The sequence below is a fragment of the Stenotrophomonas sp. genome, from assembly GCF_059505245.1.
In genome coordinates this window covers 18,541-37,680 of sequence record NZ_JCACKF010000017.1, presented here as the reverse complement: position 1 = coordinate 37,680, position 19,140 = coordinate 18,541, and the positions used below count along the sequence as shown (strand labels likewise).

The following is a 19,140-nucleotide window of genomic DNA, read 5'->3' as shown; positions in this document are numbered from 1 at the left end:
CGCAAGGGTTTTCGCGGCATTCGTGCCGGAATTGCACATCCGCTTGCCGATCATGTTGCCGCTTCTGCATAAACGGCTGCCGATTCCGGCCGTGGATTTGCCGGAATGCGCGATTGCCGTGCCGGATTGAAGTGCGCCGCCACCGTTGCAACCGCTGAAATGTCAGTCACCTGCCTAACGGCAAGTCCACTGACATTCCAGTTGTTCGCCTACGGGGGAAATGCTCATGAACCGCATCTACCGGCGTGTATGGAACCGCCAGCTCAATGCTCTGGTTGTGGCCTCGGAACTGGCCACCGGCGACAGCGGCGGCGGCGCCGCACGCGATCCGCGCGCCTTCCTGCTGATGCCCACCGCGCTGGCCCTGGCACTGCTGTGCGCGCTGGCCAGCGGCCACGCAGGGGCATCGGAAACCAATCAGTCGCTGCGCGACCTGCAAGCGCTTGCGGCGAAGTATGCGCAGCCGATGCCGGTCAAGGTCGACGCGGAAGTGGCCTTGGCTGCCGCCGCGCGACAGGCGCAGAGCAGCCCCGCGATCAGTGCGGACGCTCGCCTGGGCCTGCAGTTGAACACCACATCGCTGCCGGTGGTGCGTGACGTATTGCCGGCCGCCGTGCAGGTGAAGCTGGCAGCGAACACCACGCCGAAGCAGGTGGCCGTGCCGGCGCTGGCGGCCGATGTACGCGCCACTGTCGGCCTGGGCAACACTGCGATCAAGGCGGCACAGGTGGATGCATCGCTGGCAGCGCACGTTGCGCCGGGCGCGCAGGCGCCGCTGGGCGTGGCTGCCGATGCGCGCGCCAGGGCCAAGGTCGGCATCGCTGGCCATCAGGTCGCTTCGATCGATTCGGGTGCCCAGGCGGCAGCGGGCCTCAGCGGTTCGTCCCTGAAGGCCTCTGTCGACGGCGACACCGACGCGCATCTGGCGGTGGCTGGCCATCACATCGAGGGGCAGGGCCAGGCCCGGGCGACGGCGGCGGTCACGCTGCCGGCCAAGGAGGAACTGCCGGGTGACACGCATGATCGCGCCATCAGTGCCGCGTTCGATGCCGGCGCCGCGGGCAAGGTGCGCGTGCAGGCGCCGGACGGCCAGGAAGTAGTCGCCGATCGCAACCTGAAGCTGGCCGGGCAGGCAACCGTAGCCGCGCAGCACAGCGCGCTGGGCGTCGGCGGTCTGGTGGGCGGAGCAGTGGATGCTGTCGGCGGGACGCTTCACGGTGCCGCGGGTGCGGTCGGTAGCACGGTGGGTGGTGCGCTGAACGGCACCGTTGGCACGGTTGGCGGTGCAGTGGGCGGCGCTCTGAACGGTACTGTCGGAACAGTCGGTGGCGCAGTGGGCGGTGCACTCAACGGCACAGTCGGCGCGGTCGGCGGTGCAGTGGGTGGCACGCTCAACAACGCGGTGGGCGCAGTCGGTGGTGCGGTTGGCGGTGCACTGAACGGCACGGTAGGCACGGTCGGTGGCGCAGTGGGCGGCGCTCTGAACGGTACTGTCGGAACAGTCGGTGGCGCAGTGGGCGGTGCACTCAACGGCACAGTCGGCGCGGTCGGCGGTGCAGTGGGCGGCACGCTCAACAACACAGTCGGCGTGGTCGGTGGTGCAGTTGGCGGTGCTCTGAACGGCACGGTCGGCACAGTTGGCGGCGCCGTGAGCGGCGCGCTCAACAACACGGTCGGTGCGGTCGGTGGTGCTGTGGGCGGAGCTCTGAACGGCACCGTTGGCCAGGTCGGCGGCGCAGTGGGTGGCACGCTCAACAACACGGTCGGCGCAGTCGGTGGTGCAGTTGGCGGTGCTCTGAACGGCACGGTCGGCACAGTTGGCGGCGCCGTGAGCGGCGCGCTCAACAACACGGTCGGTGCGGTCGGTGGTGCTGTGGGCGGAGCTCTGAACGGCACCGTTGGCCAGGTCGGCGGCGCAGTGGGTGGCACGCTCAACAACACGGTCGGCGCAGTCGGTGGTGCAGTTGGCGGTGCTCTGAACGGTGCTGTCGGCACTGTTGGCAGTGCAGTGGGCGGTGCGCTCAACGGCGCGGTTGGCCAGGTCGGCGGCGCCGTGGGTGGCGCTCTGAACGGGACTGTCGGTACGGTCGGCGGTGCAGTGGGCGGCACGCTCAACAACACGGTAGGCGCAGTCGGTGGCGCTCTGAACGGCACTGTCGGTACCGTCGGCAGTGCGGTGGGTGGCGCACTGAACGGCACTGTCGGCCAGGTCGGCGGTGCAGTGGGCGGCACGCTCAACAACACGGTGGGCGCAGTCGGTGGCGCATTGAACGGTACCGTCGGCAGTGCGGTGGGTGGCGCTCTGAACGGCACCGTCGGCCAGGTCGGCAGCGCGGTGGGCGGCACGCTCAACAACACCGTCGGCACGGTCGGCAGCGCAGTGGGCGGCATTCTCAACGGCACCACCGGTAGCCCCGGCACAGGCCTGGGCGGCGTGCTGGGAAGCACGCTGGGCAACGTAGGCAGCGCGGTGGGCAACCTGCTCAACGGCAATCTCAATGGCACCGTCGGCAACCTGGGCAGCGCCGTGGGTGGCCTGGTGGGTGGCACGCTCGGCAGTCTCGGCCTGACCCAGCCGTCGGCGATCCCGCCGACCAGCCCGAAGGCACCGGCGCCGGCCGACCCGAATGCCGGCCTGATCATCGGCACCGGTGGCCTGGTCGGCAATGTCGGCCAGCTGATCGGGCCGACCACCACCAGCCTGTTCGGCGGCGATGGTTACGTCAGCAACGGCAATCTCAAGCTGAGCAACGCCAACGTCATGCAGACCTATTCGGCCGTCAACGTGCTGGGTCTGCCGGTGGTCAACCTGTCACCGGTCGGCAGCACGCTCAACGGCCTGGGTGGCGCCGCCACGGGCGGCAGCTCGCACCTGACCCTGATCGGTGGCGTCACCTCCGACAGCTATATCTACAACATCAACAACGGCAATCCCGGTGGCCTGCTGGGCCTTCTTCTGCCGACCGATTCGCCGGCGTGGGCGGCCAAGTGCCTGGACATCGCGCTGGCCGACATCTCCTGCTGGGCCGTCAACGCGGCGCAGGACTACCAGGTGCTGATGGGTGACGGCGCCTTCGCCAACGGCTCCAAGGAAGTGGTGATCGGTGCCAACGCACGGCATGAGCTGCCGAAGGTCGATGCCAACGTCGCCTTCCCCGGTGATGGCGTGAACGATCCCAGCAACCCGACCGGCGTGCCGACGGCCGACTATGCCGCGCGCATGGGCCATTCGGTGATCGTCGGCGACAGTGCCGTCGGCACCGCCAACGGGCAGACCCTGCTGGGTGCCGAGTCCACCTCCAACCAGGCCAACTCGGTCGCGCTGGGCTACCGCTCGGCCGCACTGCGTGGCGCGCAGGCCAGCTACAGTGCCTACGGCCTCACGGCGCCGCAGGTCTCGGCCGGTGAAGTATCGGTGGGCACCGCCGGTGGGGGCGAGCGCCAGATCACCAACGTGGCTGCGGGCAGCGGCAACACCGACGCGGTCAACGTAGCGCAGTTGAAGGGGGCCATCAGCCTGATCAATGGTGTGGCCGATGCCGCGGTGACCTACGATCTGGACGCCGGCGGCAATCCGAACTATCGACGGGTCACCCTCGGCGCAGGCACCGGCACCACCACCATCGGCAATCTCGCCGCCGGTGCGGTCACCGCGGGCAGCCTCGAGGCCGTCAACGGTGGCCAGCTGGCGGCCACGAACAGCGCGATCGCCAGCTTCTTCGGTGGTCGTGCAGCCTTTGACCCGGCCAGCGGCATCTTCACCGCACCGCTGTTCGAGATCAGCACGATCTCCACCACCGGCGCCATCGCCCAGGGCCTGTACACCAACGCCACCGATGCCTTCGCGGCGGTGGATGGTTCGCTGGTCAACCTCAACACGCAGATCACCGATATCCGCAACGGCGGTACCAAGTACCTGCGGGTGAACTCGACCGGTACCGAGGCCGTGGCCAGCGGCGCCGATTCGATCGCGGTCGGCACCAATGCGCGGGCGACGGCAGCCAACAGCATCGCAGTGGGTGCGGGAAGCCTTGCCGATCGTGCCAACACGGTTTCCATCGGTGCCGCTGGCGCAGAGCGTCAGGTCATCAACGTGGCGGCCGGTACCGCGGCCACCGATGCGGTCAACGTGGGACAGCTGCAGGCCTCGGAGCAGGGGGCACTGCGCTATGACCTCAACGCCGATGGCAGCGTCAACTATGCCAGCGCCACGCTGGGCCAGGCCGGCACCGCCACCACGCTGCGCAATCTCGGCCCGGGCCAGGTCAGCGCCACCAGCAGCGAGGCCATCAACGGGGCCCAGCTGTTCGCCGCCAACCAGGCCGTGGCCACCCACCTCGGCGGTGGTGCTGCGGTCAGCGCCAGCGGCGTGCTGACCGCACCGACGTACTCGATCAACAACGTCGCCGCCAACGGCACCGTGACCAAGGGCAGCTACAACGACGTCGGCACCGCCTTTGATGCGGTCAGCAACTCGCTGGCCAACGTTGCCGACCAGACCGGCGAGATCGACAAGCTGGCCGTGAAGTACGATGTCGACGGCAGTGGCAACGTGCTCAACAGCGTGACGCTGACGGGCACCGGCACCGGCACCGGCGCGGTGAAGATCACCAACGTCGCCGCCGGCAGCATCCTGGCCGGCAGCAGCGACGCCATCACCGGCGACCAGCTGTTCAGCACCCACAGCACCATCGCCAACTACTTCGGCGGCACCACTGCCTACAACGGCACCACCAACGCGTGGACCGCGCCGACGTTCAGCATCTCCAGCATCGCCACCGATGGCACCTTCACCAGCGGCGATTACAACAACGTCACCGCCGCCTTCACTGCCGTCGATGGCTCGCTGAAGGTCCTCAACCAGCGCATCACCAACGGTGGCGGTGGCAGTGCCTACCTGGCGGTGAACTCGACGGCGGCCGCAGCCACCGCGGCCGGTGCGGAAGCGGTGGCGGTCGGCCCGCAGGCCAGTGCAGCCGGTGCCAACAGCGTGGCGGTCGGCAACGGTGCCAGCAGCAGTGCCGGCAACAGCGTGGCGCTGGGTGCCGGTTCGGTGGCCAGCGTTGGCGCACAGAGCGGCTATACCGGCGCCTACGGCCAGACCGGTGCCAGCAACTCGGCCGGTGAGGTCTCGGTCGGCAGCAGCGGCAGCGAGCGCAAGATCACCCACGTTGCCGACGGCTCGGACACCTACGACGCAACCAATGTCGGCCAGCTGAAGAACGGCGTGAATTACGCCATCGACGAGTCGAAGAAGTACACCGACCAGAAGATCCAGAACATCACCAACGTGGCGGGCAGCTTCCGCGCCAACAACACCAACAACCTGGCCGATCCGTCCGCCAGCGGCGCCAACTCCGCCGCCGGTGGTGCAGGCTCCACTGCCGCCGGTGCCAACTCGACCGCGCTCGGCAATGGTTCACAGGCGCAGGCCGACAACTCGGTGGCATTGGGTGCAGGTTCGGTGGCGAACCGGGCCAACACGGTCTCGGTGGGTGCCAGCGGCGCCGAACGCCAGGTGGTCAACGTGGCCGACGGCTCGCAGGCCACCGACGCGGTCAACGTGCGCCAGCTGCAGGCGTCGCAGCAGGGCACCATCCGCTACGACACCACGGTGAACGGTGCGACCAACTACAACAGCGTCACCCTGGGCAGCACCAGCAGTGGCCCGACCACGGTGCGCAACGTTGCCGCTGGCACCGCCGGTACCGACGCGGTCAACGTGGATCAGCTGAAGTCGGGCATGGCGCAGACCCTGGACTGGTCCAAGGCCTACACCGACGAGCGCATGGGTGGCTTCGAGCGCGACCTGCGCAAGACCGACAACCGTGCTTCGGCCGGTATCGCCTCGGCGATGGCCACCGCAGCGCTGCCGCAGCCCAGCGAGGCGGGCCGCAGCATGGCCTCGATCGCGGCTGGCAGCTACAACGGCGAATCGGGCGTGGCGCTGGGCATCTCCGGTGTCTCCGAAGGCGGGCGCTGGATCTACAAGTTCAGCGGTTCGACCAACAGCCGTGGCGAGGCCGGCGTGGCCGTCGGTGCCGGCATCCAGTGGTGATCCCCGCCGCCGGGCCGCACCCGCGGCCCGGCATCGCGGAAACGTCTACAGGGGGAATGACATGAAACAGCATCGCATCGCCCGCGCCGGCCAACATGCCGCTACGCTGGGCCTGATCCTGGGGATGGGCCTGCTGGCCGCCTGCCGCAGCCATGCGCCGGCAACCGACGGTCCCGTCGAAGCCACCGCCGTGCAGTTCCCGGAGGCCTCCAGGGCCTCGTTGAAGGAAGGCATCTATCCGGACGTCGCCGACCTGCGCCGCTTCGCGCCGGGCATGAGCAAGCGGCAGTTGTACACGCTGCTGGGCACGCCGCATTTCAACGAAGGCATGTGGGGCGTGCGCGAGTGGAACTACCTGTTCAACTTCCGCACCGCGCAAGGTGCGGAGTACTTCACCTGCCAGTTCCAGGTCCGCTTTGACAGCAAGGGCATTGCCCAGGCGGGTTACTGGAAGCCGGAATCGTGCGCGGCCGTGCTGGAGCCGCCGCGGCCACCGGCCCCGCCGGCACCGGCACCGGCACCGCTGCCGGAACAGCCGCTGCGGCTGTCGGCCGACGCGTTGTTCGGCTTCGACAGCGCGGTGCTGAGCGCGGAAGGGCAGCAGGGGGTGCAGGGCATCCTGGCGCAGGTACGCGAAGCCGCACAGGTGCAGTCGATCAGGGTGACCGGCTATACCGACCGTATCGGCAGCGCCAGCTACAACCAGGCGCTGTCGCAGCGCCGCGCCGAGGCCGTGCGCAGCGCGCTGGTGCAGGGCGGCGTGCCTGCGGCCAGCATCAGCGCCGAAGGACGCGGCGCGGCTGAGCCGATCGTGCAGTGCGGGCAGCGCAACCGGCGCGAGCTGATTGCCTGCCTGGCGCCGAACCGGCGCGTGCAGATCGCCGGGATGGCACAGCCACGTTGACCCTCCTGCGCCGGGGCGGTGCCCCGGCATCCCGAGTCCCCCCTGACCGCCGGCAGGCGTGGCAACGTCTCCCCCGTCGTCCACGCCTGCCTGCGGCTCAGGTCTACAAACGGTGCACGCGATGAATGCCCAATTCCTGCCACTCTCCATGAAGACGGAAGCTACGCTCAGCGTGTACGGCCAGCTCGGCAACCATGCCGTGGTGCGCATCCCGGGCCGGCGCCTGCCCGGCTTGATCCTGCAGGCCGATACCGTGGCAGGGTTCCTGGCCCAACTGCAGGAAGCACAGGCCTGCCTGCGCAGCGGCCGCGCACAGCGCACCGACGCCGAGCTGGACATGCTGATCGACGTGCTGCAGCAGTGGTACGCCTTGATCGAATCGCGCCTGGCCGACGCCGGCGAGGCGCTGTAAAGAAAAAGGGGACGGAGGGGATTAAGTCGTTTCCTGCACACGCGGGGCAAGAACGACTTAATCCCCTCCGTCCCCTTTTCCTACGCGCGGGCGCGGACCAGCCAGCAGGCGGCATCCACGCGTACGCGGTCGCCTTCGATGAACGGCGCGAATGCAGCCAGCGCCTGGTGGCGAAGCACGGCGGCACGGGCTTCCGGCATTGAGCGCAGGGCCAGCCCCAACGGGCCCAGCTGGCCGACATAGGTGGGCAGGTCTTCGCGGGCGATCGAGCAGGACAGGTCTACCGCAACCACCTCCACATCCTTCCAACCGGCGGCCTGCACAAGCCGCTGTACCTGCCCGCCGTCGGCGAAGGCGAACTGTCCCGGCGCGCCGGGTACCCGGGGCGGCAGATCCAGTGCATCGCCGATGGCGCGCTCGGCCGTGGTCATGAATGGATTCTCGTCGGCACTGCGCCAGGCGATGAAGCGCAGCCCAGCGCCGGGTGTCGCGGCACGATGCAGGTTGGCGAACGCGGCCTGGCTGTCCTCGAAGAACATCACGCCCAGCCGCGACTGGATCCAGTCGAAGTGCGCGGACGGCAGAGGATGGCGCTGCGCGTCTGCCACGATGAAGTCCGCGTCCAGTCCCGCAGCCTCGGCGCGCTGGCGGGCCAGCGCCAGCATCGGCGCGGAGATGTCCAGGCCGGTGCTGTGTGTCGCCGGGCGTGCGGCGGCTGATGCCAGCAGGCTGGCACCGGTACCGCAGCCTACATCCAGCAGTTGCGTGACGGTCTCCGGAAGTTCGGCCACCAGCAGGTCGGCCATGGGCTGGAACAGGCCATCGAGAATGGCCTGCTGCGCAACCCAGACCTGGCCGCCAGGACCGTTCCACAGGGCGCTCTGATCAACGGGGGGTGTACGGGTCATGGTCTTGCCTTGCAGGGAAGTCGCCCATAGGTTGGCGCTTGAAGGTCACTTGAGGTCAAGCCCGTGCGTGAACTGGATATCGGCGAAGTGGTCAAGCGCAGTGGCGTGCCGGCCTCGACCCTGCGTTACTACGAACAGCTTGGGCTGCTGCAGGCAGTGGGCCGTCGCGGCCTGCGCCGGCAGTACGACGAGCAGGTGCTGGAGCGGCTGGCACTGATCGGCCTGGGCCAGGCGGCCGGGCTGTCGCTGCAGCAGATCGGCGCATCGCTGCCACCGCAGCGCGGATGCCTTACGCTGGATCGTGAGGCCCTGCTGGCGCAGGCTGATGTGCTGCAGCAGCAGATCATCCAGCTGCAACGGGTACGCCGGCACCTGCAACGTGCGGCGGCCTGCCCGCAGGCAGAGGATGCCCGGAAGTGCGGCTCGTTCCGGAAGCTGCTGCGGGCACAGCAGCGCATGGCGGGTGGGTGAGAGAAGCGTATCCACGCATGGCGTGAATCTACTGCAGCACGACCTCGGCAGATCCACGCCCTGCGTGGATGAATCAATCGCGGGTGCTGACTTCCCACGTGGCATGCAGCACCCCCGGCACGTGCTCCATCCGTGCCAGCACCAGATCCAGCTCGTCGGCACTGACCGCGGTACTGACCAGCACCGCGATCACGTCGGTAGGCGCGTCGGCATGCTCGACCACCTGCACATCGCCCACCGGATACTGCGCGGCCTCCAGCGCATCGACCAGTCGCTCGCGCACCCGCGGTACGGCTTCGGCATCCACGCTCAGGCGCACTTCGTAGGTGGCTTCGGTCGCCGCCTCGTTGATCGGGATGCGGTTGATCGCATTCACCAGCGGCCGCAGCAGCGTGTTGCCGGCGATGATCAGCACGGTCAGCAGCACGCCCTCGGCCAGCATGTCCGCGCCGGTGCAGCTGCCGACCGCCGCCGAGCACCACAGGGTGGCGGCGGTGTTCAGGCCGCGCACGTTCATGCCTTCCTTCATGATCACGCCGGCGCCGAGGAAGCCTACACCGGAGACCACGTAGGAGATCACCCGTACCGCCTCGGCGCTGCCGGCGATGCGCATGCCCAGGTCGACGAAGGCGGCGGCGCCCACTGCCACCAGCACGTTGGTGCGCAGGCCGGCGGTGCGTTGGCGGTACTGGCGCTCGGCGCCGATCAGCGTGCCCAGCACGAAGGCGGCCAGCAGGCTGACCACGGTGTCGGCGAAGGGACCGGCCTGGAAGGTCTCAATGAAGCGCATGGCCGGAGTCTACCCGGTCGAGGTGACAGTAGATCCACGCCATGCGCGGATTTCGAAAGTGTCAGAAACGACTTAATCCCCTCCGTCCCCTTTTTGTGGGGTCAGTCGGTGTCGTCGACGCGCTCGCCCATCAGTTCGCGCTGGCGCTTGTCCAGTTCCTCGGCGTAGCGCCTGCGGACGAAGGCTTCAGAGACCACGCCCAGGACCTGGCCGTCGGCGGCGACCACGGCCAGTTCATCGGCCTGGGTCTGGTCGAAGCGCTGCATCACGCTGACCACGTCCGCGACCGGTGACAGTGACACGTCCCGGTTCTCGGCCAGCTCGCCGATCATGGTCTCCGGCTTCACGCCGTCGCCGTAGACGCGCGGAATCTGCACGATGCCTGCGTAATGGCCTTCGCTGTCGATCAGGATCACCCGGCTGCCCGAACCCAGCGGGAAGCGCTGGCGGAACGTGGCGGCATCGAGATCGGCCGGCGCGGTAGCCACGCCCTTGCGCATCAGCCGGCCGGCGTTGAGGTTCTGCACCCAGCCCACGTCGCGTGCGCTCTTGATGGTCTCGCCGCGCAGGTGCATGCGCCAGGTCGAGAACGAATAACCGAACCACTGCCGTACCAGCGTGCTGGAGACCAGCACCGCACTCATCACCACGCTGGTCAGCAGGAAGTCGTGGGTGCCTTCCAGCACCAGCATGGCCATGGTCATCGGTGCGCCGACCACGGCGGCGGCCAACGCTGCCATGCCAGCCAGCGCGGCGGACGTGGCATCGATCACCGGCACACCAGTGGCCATCGCCAGCAGGCCGGCGAACAGGGCGCCGACCAGGGTGCCCATGAACAACGAGGCGAAGAACAGGCCGCCGCGGAAACCAAACCCGAGCGAGATGCCCGAGGCCAGGCACTTCAGGGTCAGCAGGCCGCCGATCCAGATCAGCGGCAGGTGCGTGGTCAGGTCCAGGTGCAGCGCGCCATGGCCGGACGACAGCACCTGCGGGCTGGCCAGGGCCAGCGGAATCAGCAGCAGGCCGCCCACCACCGGCCGACCCCAGGCAGGCAGCGGGCTGCGCTTGACCGTGCCTTCGATCGAGGCGATCAGCCGCATCACCGCGATGCCGACCATCGCGCAGCAGCAGCCAAGCAGGCCGTAAATGGCGTAGTCGGCGGCGCGGACATCAATCGTCGAGGCAGCCGGCAGCAGGTAGGGCTCGATGCCGGCCTGGTCGGCCACGAATGCACCTGCCAGCGCGGCCACCGCCACCGGCGCCAGTGCGGCCGGGGTGTAGGCGCCGATGACGATCTCGAAGGCGTAGAACGCGCCGGCCAGTGGCGCCCCGAAGGCGGCCGCGATGGCACCGGCGGCACCGGCGCCGACCAGGATGCGCACGTCGTTGCGGCGCAGGCGCATCACCCTGCCCAGCTGCGAGCCGCTGCCCGCTCCCATCTGCGTATACGAAGCCTCCAGCCCGACCGAGGCGCCGCAGCCATTGGACAGCAGGGTCTGGGTCAGCACGATGAGGTTGTCGCGCATCGACATGCGCCCGCCATGCAGGGCATTGGCTTCGACCGCATCGAGCAGGGGCCGCTTGAGCCGGGTCGCGGCCAGGCTGACCAGGCCGACCAGCAGGCCACCCAGCGGCAGCACCAGCAGTGCGGTCCAGGTCAGCGCGGGCAGGGAGCTCAGGCGCATGCCGTCGTCGAGCCCGTACAGGGTGCCCTGCAGCCAGCGTGCGATGCCGGACTGCAGCAGGGTCAGGTAGCCGGCGATCAGGCCGACCAGCAGGGCAAGCGCGATGAACCACAGGTCGCTGCCGCGCAGGCGCAGGCGCAGGCCCTGGAAGGCCAGATGCAGGCGCGATGGCGAAACAGGCAGTGACATGGTGGCGGCATGATACGCCGCCACCGTGGTCGCCGCCGTCACTGCATCGGGCGGTTACCGCGTCAGAAGCGGTAGCGGCCCTGCACGTAGAAGGTGCGTGGCGCAGCCACCATGCGGCCGGCGTTGCCATCGACGTTGCGGGTGTACCAGCGCTTGTCGGTCAGGTTGTTCACGCCCAGCGCGATCTCGCTGTCGTCCAGCCCCGGCACCTGCCAGGCCACCTGCGCGTTCCACAGGCGCACGCCCGGCACGCGGCCCACGCGCGCGTCAGCGGTTTCTTCCCAGGTGTTGGCGGCATCGGAGAACTGGCCGCTCTGATGGGTGCTGGAGACATTGAAGGTCCAGCCGGCCAGTGCGTAGCGGGCGCCGACGCTGTCGGTGTCGCGCGAGTAGAAGGGCACGTCCAGGCCGCGGTTGTCACCGGACTGCTGGATCGCCTGGGTCCAGGTGTAGTTGGCGTACAGCTCCAGCCCGGCCAGCGCACTGTCCTCGGCGAAGTGGTACTCCAGCGCGCTCTCCACGCCCTTGTGGTCGGTGGCGCCGATGTTCTGGAAGGTCGGTGGGGTGATCCCCGGCACCTGCAGGATCTGGTTGTCGAAGCGCATCTTGAACACGGTCACTTCCGCGCGCAGTGCGCCGTCCTGCCAGCGCGCGCCCAGTTCGGCGGTCTTTGCCACTTCCGGTTTGAGCGGATTGCTGGCGGTCTGGGAATTGAGCTGGATGTTCTGCACCGGCCCGAACGAGGTGGTGTAGTTGCCGAACACAGTCAGCCGCGGCGTCAGCAGGTAGGCGATGTTGAGCGAGGGCAGGGCCTTGTCGTTGCGGCTGCTGAAGGTCGCCGTGCCACCGGCCTGGCGGCGGTCCATGTCGATCCATTCCATGCGCACGCCCGGGGTGATCCGCCACTGGCCGATCGCGATGCGGTCGTCGATGTAGAACGCATGGGCATCGGTCGCGTTGTCGAAACGGGTGGTGGCACTGGCCACGCCGGTGCGGCGGCTGACGGTGTAGCTGCGGTCGTTGCCCCGTTCGCGCAGGAAGCGGTAGCCGGCGGTGATGTCGTGCACCGTGCTGCCCCAATGCAGGCGCTGGGTATAGCGCGGCTCGATGCCAAGCACGCGGTAATCGCGCGGCTGCACGGTCAACTGGGTATTGGCCGCGTTGATCAGCGAGCTGGCGCGGCTGCTTTCGTTGTAATAGGCCAGCACCTCGAATTCGCTGTTGGCCGACAGCGTGTTGGTGTAGCCCAGGTCGATGCCGGTGCGGTGGCCCTTCCAGAAATCGGTGGAGCGGGTGTTCTGGAACGGGTCGGCCTCGTATTGCGCGCGGGTCAGGCCGCCCGGGGTCAGCGAGCGCACATCGTAGTACGACAGCTTGGCACGCAGTTCCTGCTGCGCGTCGATGGCATAGGCGAACTTCAGCGCCAGGTCGTTGAAGCGGTCATCGCTGCCCTGGCGCCAGCCACGCCCGTCCTGGCCGGAGTACAGCAGGGCCGCGCCCAGGCCGTTGTCGCCGGTACCGCCGAGGAAGGCGTTGTACTGGGTGCTGTCACCGCCGCCATGGTCGTAGGCGGTGTAGCGCACGCCCGCTTCGCCGTGCAGGCCTGCCTCGGTGGGGATGGCGCGGGTGCTGAAGTTGATGATGCCGCCCACGTTCTGCGGGCCGTAGCGCACCGCGCCGCCGCCGCGCACCACGTCGATCGATTCGATGTTGGACAGGCTGGTCGGCGCGAACGACAGCTGCGGCTGGCCATACGGCGCCACCGCCAGCGGTACGCCGTCCAGCAATACGGTCGAGCGCGGCGAGTAGCGTCCGGTCAGGCCGCGCACGCCGATGTTCAGCGAGACCGAGCTGCCGGCCGTGCCGGAGTTGTCGGTGACCTGCACGCCGGGGATGCGGCGCATGGCATCGCCGATGCTGGCCGCGCCGCTGGCCTCGATGCGCTGGCGGTCGACCACCGTGCGCGCGCCGGCGAAGCTCTTGACGCTGTCATGCAGGCCGGTGCCCAGCCAGCTGCCGGACACCTGGATGCTGTCCAGCGTTGTGGCGCCGTCCTGGGCGAAGGCACGGGTGGCCGGGAGCAGGCACAGGGCGAGGGCGGCAGCCAGGGGCAGGCGGGCCGGTTGCAGGGCGTGGATGGGCATCGATGCGGGTTGTGGAAGGTCGTAAATGAGAATTATTGCTGATTCCATTCGCTATTGGAATGCGCCTCCGGTTCATACCGATGCCCCGGTGGTAGAGTGGGCGATTGCTTCCTGACTCGCCGAGATCCGCCATGTCCCAAGCCGCCTTCTACCCCGTCGGAACTCCTGGCCAACCGTGGGGAGCGGCGGAACGGGAGCTGTGGCGTGGTCGCCAGCAGCGCCTGCGTCGCTATGACCAGGAGGTGCTGCCGCGCATCGAGGCGCTGGCCTCGTGTTTCGACAAGGTGGCCTATGGCCAGCTCGACTACGCTGGCGAGACCTATACGTTGTTCGCCCTGCGCAGCCGCGACTGGAACCCGGCGCTGCCCGCCGCGCTGGTTACCGGTGGCGTGCACGGCTATGAGACCAGTGGCGTGATGGGCGCGCTGGAGTTCCTCGAGAAGCACGCCGCCGACTATGCCGGCAAGGCCAACCTGATGGTGGCGCCGTGCGTGAATCCGTGGGGCTTCGAGCGCATCAACCGCTGGAACTTCGATGCGATCGACCCGAACCGCAACTTCCGCGCCGATGGCCCGGCCCGCGAGTCGACTGCGCTGATCGAGCTGATTGCACCGATCAAGGGCCAGTTCGTGCTGCACATCGACCTGCACGAGACCACCGACAGTGATGAAAGCGAGTTCCGTCCGGCGCTGGCCGCGCGTGACGGCAAGCCGTTCGAGCCGGGCCTGATTCCGGATGGCTTCTACCTGGTGGATGACAGCGAGGCCCCGCAGCCGGCCTTCCAGCAGGCGGTGATCGCTGCGGTGGAGAAGGTCACCCACATTGCCCCCGCCGACGACAAGGGCGAGATCATCGGTTCGCCGGTGGTCGCCCATGGCGTGATCGAGTATCCGCTGGTGAAGCTGGGCCTGTGCGCCGGCATTACCGGCGCGAAGTACACCACCACCACCGAGGTCTACCCGGACAGCCCGCGGGCCACCCCGCAGCAGTGCAACGACGCACAGGTGGCAGCGGTGTGCGCGGCGCTGGATTACGCGCTCGCCCATCGCTGACAGATAAAAAGGGGACGGAGGGGATTAAGTCGTTTGTGCCCCAGTACCGCCGGGGCACAAACGACTTAATCCCCTCCGTCCCCTTTTTCACCCCAACGCGTCGGCCCACCACAGTGCGGCTGGGCCTGGCGGCGTGTCGCGGCGCCACAGCAGGTCGCTGTGGATGCGCCGCGGCCAGCCGGGCAGCACCAGTTCCACCAGCCGCCCACGGTCATAGCGCTGCACCAGCGCCCGCGGCAGTTCGGCCCAGCCGATGCCGTCCTCGGCCATCTCCATCACCATCAGGTAATCGGTGGCGGTCCACGCGAGGCCGGTGACCAAGCGGGTCTGATCGACTTCCGCGCTCAGGCGCACCTGCCGATGCCGTGCCAGTTGTGCGGCGGCGCGACGCCCGGCGCTGGCCAGCGGGTGTCCGCGCGCCACGTACACCGACAGTTCGCTGTGGTGCGCCAGCGGCCGCGCCACCAGCCCATCGGGATAGCGCTCCTGCCTGGGCAGCAGGCCCAGCGCGGCGCGACCACTGCCGACCAGCTCCAGCACGTCCTCGCCTTCGGCATCCAGCCACTCCAGCTCGATCTCCGGGAACGCTTCGGCGAAGCGCTGCAGGATCCGCTGCTCCGGATCCAGCTGGTAGACATCGGAAAACACCACGGTCAGGCGCGGCTCGACCGGCGCGGACAGGCGCACGCTCAACTGCTGCAGGCGCGCATCGGCGGCCAGGATCTCCTGTGCGTGGCCCAGCGCCTGGCGCCCGGCCTCGGTCAGCCGCGGGTAGCGCCCGCTGCGGTCGAACAGGCTCACGCCGAGGTCGGCTTCCAGGTGGGCAATGGCGGTGCTGACCGTCGACTGGGTCTTGCCCAGCCGCCGTGCCGCGGCCGAGAACGAGCCCAGCGCGGCAGCTTCCACGAAGGCCTGTAGGGATTCAGGGGAATAGGGCATTGATCCATCGCTCCTGTCGATGGAATCCATTTTGATACCACCGTAAAAGGCGATGATACTAACCACCGTCGCCCCTGTCTGCGAGGGGCGTTCCGGACCCTCCACGCGCGGCGTGGATCCATTGATGAGGCGGCGCGGTCCCCGTCCTGCAAGGAGTTTCACATGTCCCGTACTGTTCCCGCCCGTGGCGCGCTGGTCGCCTGGGCCTGCCTGACCGTGGCGATCGTCGCCGAAGTGGTCGGCACCTCGTTCATGGCCCACGCCGCCCGCGATGGCGGCTGGACCGGTTATCTGATCATGGCCGGTGCGCTGGCGCTGTCCTACTTCTTCCTAGCGCAGTCGGTGCGTCGCATCGCGGTGGGCGTGGCCTACGCGGTGTGGGAAGGCCTGGGCCTGACCCTGCTGACCGTGGTCGGCCTCACCGTGTTCGGCGAGAGCCTGTCGCTGCAGCAGCTGGCCGGCCTGGTGCTGGCGGTGGTGGGCATCGTCTGCGTCACCCTCGGGGAGGCACACTGATGAATACCTTGGCTCTGTTTTTCGTGATCTGTTCGGCGCTGATCGATGTCGCCGCGAACATGATGGTGGCCAAGTCGGAAGGCTTCCGCCGCTGGCGCTGGGGTGTCGCTGCGATCGTCATGGTCTGGATCGCCTTCGCCCTGCTGGGCCAGGCGGTGCGTTACATGGACCTGGCCACCGCCTATGCGATGTGGGGTGCGATCGGCGTGATCGGAACCGCCACCTGCGGACGCCTGTTGTTCGGCAACCGCCTGCGTCCGATCGGTTGGATCGGCATCGGTCTGGTCACTGCGGCGGTGCTGCTGCTCAGCACCGCCAAGTAGCAACGGGTCTTTTCGCGGGCGTGGCGGCACCGGTGCGGGCGATTTGCGAAGTCGCCCGCGCTCGCCGACACTGCGGCTTTCCACAAGGAGTGCCCGCATGTTCAGCCACATCACCGTTGGAACGAACGACATGGACGTCGCGCATCGCTTCTACGATGCCCTGTTCGCCGCGATGGGGGCACGTCCGGGTGTGTTCGACGAAAAGGGTCGGCTGCTGTACTTCAAGGATGGGCGGATGTTCGGCGTGACCGCGCCGATCGATGGGCAGCCAGCGTGCCATGCCAACGGCGGCACCATCGGTTTCAGTCTGGGCAGTGCAGAGGCCGTGCGTGCCTGGCAGGAAGCTGGCGTGGCTCACGGTGGCACCGCAATCGAAGATCCGCCCGGCGTCCGCAACATGTCCGGTCGGCAGGTGTTTCTGGCCTATCTGCGTGACCCGGATGGCAACAAGCTGTGTGCGGTGCATGTAATGTCGTGATCGGACAGGACGCGCGTGGCCGCGGCGCGGCCCGCGCGGGCAAGGTTGCGCTCCGGCGCGCGCGTGATAACACGGAATGGTGGGCCGGGCCTGTGACCACAGGCCGCAACTTCATGCTCTGTCCACTGCGGTTCAGCCAGAATCGGTCGGCTAACCCTTTGATCTACCGGAGAACGCCGCCCCATGGATGTACTGGAGCCGCAACAATCCCCGGTGCGCACCCTTCGGCCTGTGTTCGCCTTCGCGGCGATCGTTGTCGTGGCGTTCGCGCTGTTCGTCAGCCTGTTTCCGCTCGGTGCGGGCCGCCTGCTGGTCAAGGCGCAGGACTGGGCCGCACTCAATGTCGGCTGGTACTACCTGCTGGCGATGACCCTGTACTTGGTGTTCGTGGTCGGTGTGGCGCTGTCCAAGTATGGTGGCATCAAGCTCGGCGCCGACCATGATGAGCCGGAGTTCAGTTATCTTTCCTGGGCCGGCATGCTGTTCGCCGCCGGCATCAGCATCACCCTGTTCTTCTTCTGCGTCTCCGAACCGCTGACCCACTACCTGCAGCCGCCGCAGGGCGAACCGGCGGCGGGCGAGGCCGGCGCGCGCCAGGCCATGCAGCTGCTCTTCCTGCACTGGGGCCTGCATGGCTGGGGCGTGTTCGCACTCGCAGCGATGGCGATGGCCTACTTCGCCTATCGCCACAACCTGCCGCTGGCGCTGCGCTCGGCGCTGTATCCGCTGATCGGCAAGCGCATCAACGGGCCGATCGGCTACACCGTGGACGCGCTGGGCATCGTCGCCACCGTATTCGGCATCGGCGCCGACATGGGCTTCGGCGTGCTGCACCTCAACGCGGGCCTGTCGCACCTGTTCAACATCCCGCACTCCAACCTGGTGCAGATCATCCTGGTGGTCAGCATGATGGGCGCGGCGGTGGCCGTCGCGGTTTCAGGCGTGGAGAAGGGCGTGCGCTGGATGGCCAACATCAACATGCTGCTGGCGATCGCGCTGGTGCTGTTCATGCTGTGCGCCGGCCCCACCCAGTACCTGCTGAGTACGCTGATGCAGAACCTGGGCGACTACCTGGGCAGCGTGGTCGGCAAGAGTTTCGATGTGTACGCCTATGGCGGCCGGCCGGAATGGCTGGGCGGTTGGACGGTGTTCTACTGGGCCTGGTGGATCGGCTGGGCGCCGTTCGTCGGCCTGTTCATCGCGCGCATCTCGCGTGGCCGCACCATCCGCGAATTCGTGTTCGGCGTGCTGCTGATCCCGCTGGGCTTCACCCTGGCCTGGCTGTCGATCTTCGGCAACAGCGCGCTGGACCAGGTGCTGCACCACGGCCAGCAGCAGCTGGCGCAGCTGGCGGTGGATGACCCACCGACCGTGCTGTATGCACTGCTGGATGGCTACCCGTGGAGCCGCACGGTGATCGCGGTGACCGTGCTGGTCAGCTTCATCTTCTTCGTGACGTCGGCTGATTCGGGGGCGGTGGTGTTGTCCACGCTGTCCTCGCACGGCGGCGCGCCGGAGGATGATGGTCCGCGCTGGCTGCGCGTGTTCTGGGGCACGGTGATCGCGGTGCTGACCGCCGGGCTGCTGCTGGCCGGCAGCATCGATGCACTGAAATCGGCGGTGGTATTGGCCTCGCTGCCGTTCTCGGCGGTGCTGCTGCTGATGATGTGGGGCCTGACCCGCGCCTTCAGTGACGAATCGCACCGCAAGCGCGCGCTGCAGTACCGGCCCTCGCCGCTGATCGGTGACGATCGCCACCATCAGGGCTGGCGCCAGCGCCTGAGCCAGGCCATGCACTTCCCGGTGCGCGACCAGGTCTACCGCTTCATGGATGACACGGTGAAGCCGGCGATGGAAGCGGTGGCCGAACAGCTGCGCGGGCAGGGCTGGGACGTCGCCACGCGCTTCGAGGCCGGCGACATGGAGCTGACAGTGAACCATGGCGAGCAGCAGGATTTCCTGTACCGGGTGATCCTGAGTGGCTACCTGACCCCGTCGTTCGCCGCGCAGCAGCTGCGCAACCAGCGCTACTACCGCGCGGAAGTGCATCTGTTCGAAGGCAGCCAGGACTACGACCTGGTCGGCTACAGCCGCAAGCAGATCATCAACGACATCATCAGCCAGTACGAACGGCACCTGCAGTTCCTGCACCTGAGCCGGTAATACACGACCGCCGGGCATTCCCCCGGCGGTCGGTGGATTCGATGGTAGTGCCGGCCGCTGGCCGGCAACGCGAACGGGGCGGCCCATCACCGCCGCCCCGTTGGCCCA

At 68.1% G+C, this 19,140-nt stretch carries 14 protein-coding genes; 9 read left to right on the top strand and 5 right to left on the bottom strand.

All coding sequences use genetic code 11. The annotated features are described in order from the left end of the window. The first annotated feature begins 226 nt into the window (after positions 1-226). The 3 genes from AC5JLE_RS07200 to AC5JLE_RS07190 all read left to right on the top strand — a co-directional run bounded on the left by AC5JLE_RS07200 (position 227) and on the right by AC5JLE_RS07190 (position 7,374). Complete coding sequence (locus tag AC5JLE_RS07200; protein WP_496065162.1) at positions 227-6,058, top strand: ESPR-type extended signal peptide-containing protein; 5,832 nt, start codon at positions 227-229, stop codon at positions 6,056-6,058. Positions 6,059-6,119: 61 nt separating this feature from the next. Continuing rightward, positions 6,120-6,962 (top strand): outer membrane protein assembly factor BamE, encoded by an 843-nt coding sequence (locus tag AC5JLE_RS07195; protein WP_496065161.1) that lies wholly within the window; start codon positions 6,120-6,122, stop codon positions 6,960-6,962. Positions 6,963-7,110: 148 nt separating this feature from the next. Continuing rightward, positions 7,111-7,374, top strand: coding sequence for a DUF6959 family protein (locus AC5JLE_RS07190; RefSeq protein ID WP_223224455.1), 264 nt, complete (start codon positions 7,111-7,113; stop codon positions 7,372-7,374). Between the two features lie 80 nt (positions 7,375-7,454). On the opposite strand, the gene AC5JLE_RS07185 is transcribed toward AC5JLE_RS07190, so the two are convergent. Further along, positions 7,455-8,282, bottom strand: coding sequence for a class I SAM-dependent methyltransferase (locus tag AC5JLE_RS07185; protein WP_049407423.1), 828 nt, complete (start codon positions 8,280-8,282; stop codon positions 7,455-7,457). A gap of 63 nt (positions 8,283-8,345) precedes the next feature. On the opposite strand from AC5JLE_RS07185, the gene AC5JLE_RS07180 reads away from it, so the two are divergent. After that, the gene (locus tag AC5JLE_RS07180; RefSeq protein ID WP_262217522.1) at positions 8,346-8,753 is read left to right on the top strand and encodes a MerR family transcriptional regulator; all 408 of its coding nucleotides are present in this window, start codon (positions 8,346-8,348) and stop codon (positions 8,751-8,753) included. Between the two features lie 73 nt (positions 8,754-8,826). Here the strand turns inward: AC5JLE_RS07180 and AC5JLE_RS07175 are convergent, their stop codons facing one another. The 3 genes from AC5JLE_RS07175 to AC5JLE_RS07165 form a co-directional block, all read right to left on the bottom strand. After that, a complete protein-coding gene (locus AC5JLE_RS07175) occupies positions 8,827-9,543 on the bottom strand; it encodes an MgtC/SapB family protein (RefSeq protein ID WP_014647448.1) in 717 nt (238 codons plus the stop codon). Positions 9,544-9,644: 101 nt separating this feature from the next. Continuing rightward, positions 9,645-11,417, bottom strand: a complete 1,773-nt coding sequence (locus AC5JLE_RS07170) for a chloride channel protein (RefSeq protein WP_262217521.1) — start codon at positions 11,415-11,417, stop codon at positions 9,645-9,647. A 62-nt stretch (positions 11,418-11,479) separates the two neighbouring features. Further along, positions 11,480-13,561: a TonB-dependent receptor family protein gene (locus AC5JLE_RS07165; RefSeq protein ID WP_241884021.1), complete on the bottom strand. Its 2,082-nt coding sequence runs from the start codon at positions 13,559-13,561 to the stop codon at positions 11,480-11,482. Positions 13,562-13,692: 131 nt separating this feature from the next. Between AC5JLE_RS07165 and AC5JLE_RS07160 the strand changes: the two genes are divergently transcribed. Continuing rightward, positions 13,693-14,613, top strand: a complete 921-nt coding sequence (locus AC5JLE_RS07160; RefSeq protein WP_496065160.1) for a M14 family metallopeptidase — start codon at positions 13,693-13,695, stop codon at positions 14,611-14,613. A gap of 87 nt (positions 14,614-14,700) precedes the next feature. Here the strand turns inward: AC5JLE_RS07160 and AC5JLE_RS07155 are convergent, their stop codons facing one another. After that, positions 14,701-15,552: a LysR family transcriptional regulator gene (locus AC5JLE_RS07155; RefSeq protein WP_164110510.1), complete on the bottom strand. Its 852-nt coding sequence runs from the start codon at positions 15,550-15,552 to the stop codon at positions 14,701-14,703. Positions 15,553-15,714: 162 nt separating this feature from the next. Here AC5JLE_RS07155 and AC5JLE_RS07150 point away from each other — a divergent pair, with 162 nt between their 5' ends. The 4 genes from AC5JLE_RS07150 to betT all read left to right on the top strand — a co-directional run bounded on the left by AC5JLE_RS07150 (position 15,715) and on the right by betT (position 19,032). Further along, positions 15,715-16,068, top strand: a complete 354-nt coding sequence (locus AC5JLE_RS07150) for an SMR family transporter (protein WP_010485170.1) — start codon at positions 15,715-15,717, stop codon at positions 16,066-16,068. Next, on the top strand, positions 16,068-16,391 hold the full coding sequence (locus AC5JLE_RS07145; RefSeq protein WP_014647443.1) for a DMT family transporter: 324 nt from the start codon (positions 16,068-16,070) through the stop codon (positions 16,389-16,391). The genes AC5JLE_RS07150 and AC5JLE_RS07145 overlap by 1 nt, the downstream gene beginning before the upstream one ends. Positions 16,392-16,488: 97 nt before the next feature. Beyond that, positions 16,489-16,869, top strand: coding sequence for a VOC family protein (locus AC5JLE_RS07140; RefSeq protein ID WP_046431075.1), 381 nt, complete (start codon positions 16,489-16,491; stop codon positions 16,867-16,869). A gap of 183 nt (positions 16,870-17,052) precedes the next feature. Further along, on the top strand, positions 17,053-19,032 hold the full coding sequence (gene betT, locus AC5JLE_RS07135; RefSeq protein ID WP_049407437.1) for a choline BCCT transporter BetT: 1,980 nt from the start codon (positions 17,053-17,055) through the stop codon (positions 19,030-19,032). The last annotated feature ends 108 nt before the right edge of the window (positions 19,033-19,140 follow it).

Bases quoted from the DNA above. Each gene is read 5' to 3' on its own strand.
- AC5JLE_RS07170 (WP_262217521.1), bottom strand. From the start codon at position 11,417: ATGTCACTGCCTGTTTCGCCATCGCGCCTGCATCTGGCCTTCCAGGGC.
- AC5JLE_RS07140 (WP_046431075.1), top strand. From the start codon at position 16,489: ATGTTCAGCCACATCACCGTTGGAACGAACGACATGGACGTCGCGCAT.
- AC5JLE_RS07190 (WP_223224455.1), top strand. From the start codon at position 7,111: ATGAAGACGGAAGCTACGCTCAGCGTGTACGGCCAGCTCGGCAACCAT.
- AC5JLE_RS07175 (WP_014647448.1), bottom strand. From the start codon at position 9,543: ATGCGCTTCATTGAGACCTTCCAGGCCGGTCCCTTCGCCGACACCGTG.
- AC5JLE_RS07150 (WP_010485170.1), top strand. From the start codon at position 15,715: ATGTCCCGTACTGTTCCCGCCCGTGGCGCGCTGGTCGCCTGGGCCTGC.
- AC5JLE_RS07160 (WP_496065160.1), top strand. From the start codon at position 13,693: ATGTCCCAAGCCGCCTTCTACCCCGTCGGAACTCCTGGCCAACCGTGG.
- AC5JLE_RS07145 (WP_014647443.1), top strand. From the start codon at position 16,068: ATGAATACCTTGGCTCTGTTTTTCGTGATCTGTTCGGCGCTGATCGAT.
- AC5JLE_RS07200 (WP_496065162.1), top strand. From the start codon at position 227: ATGAACCGCATCTACCGGCGTGTATGGAACCGCCAGCTCAATGCTCTG.
- betT (WP_049407437.1), top strand. From the start codon at position 17,053: ATGGATGTACTGGAGCCGCAACAATCCCCGGTGCGCACCCTTCGGCCT.
- AC5JLE_RS07165 (WP_241884021.1), bottom strand. From the start codon at position 13,561: ATGCCCATCCACGCCCTGCAACCGGCCCGCCTGCCCCTGGCTGCCGCC.
- AC5JLE_RS07195 (WP_496065161.1), top strand. From the start codon at position 6,120: ATGAAACAGCATCGCATCGCCCGCGCCGGCCAACATGCCGCTACGCTG.
- AC5JLE_RS07185 (WP_049407423.1), bottom strand. From the start codon at position 8,282: ATGACCCGTACACCCCCCGTTGATCAGAGCGCCCTGTGGAACGGTCCT.
- AC5JLE_RS07155 (WP_164110510.1), bottom strand. From the start codon at position 15,552: ATGCCCTATTCCCCTGAATCCCTACAGGCCTTCGTGGAAGCTGCCGCG.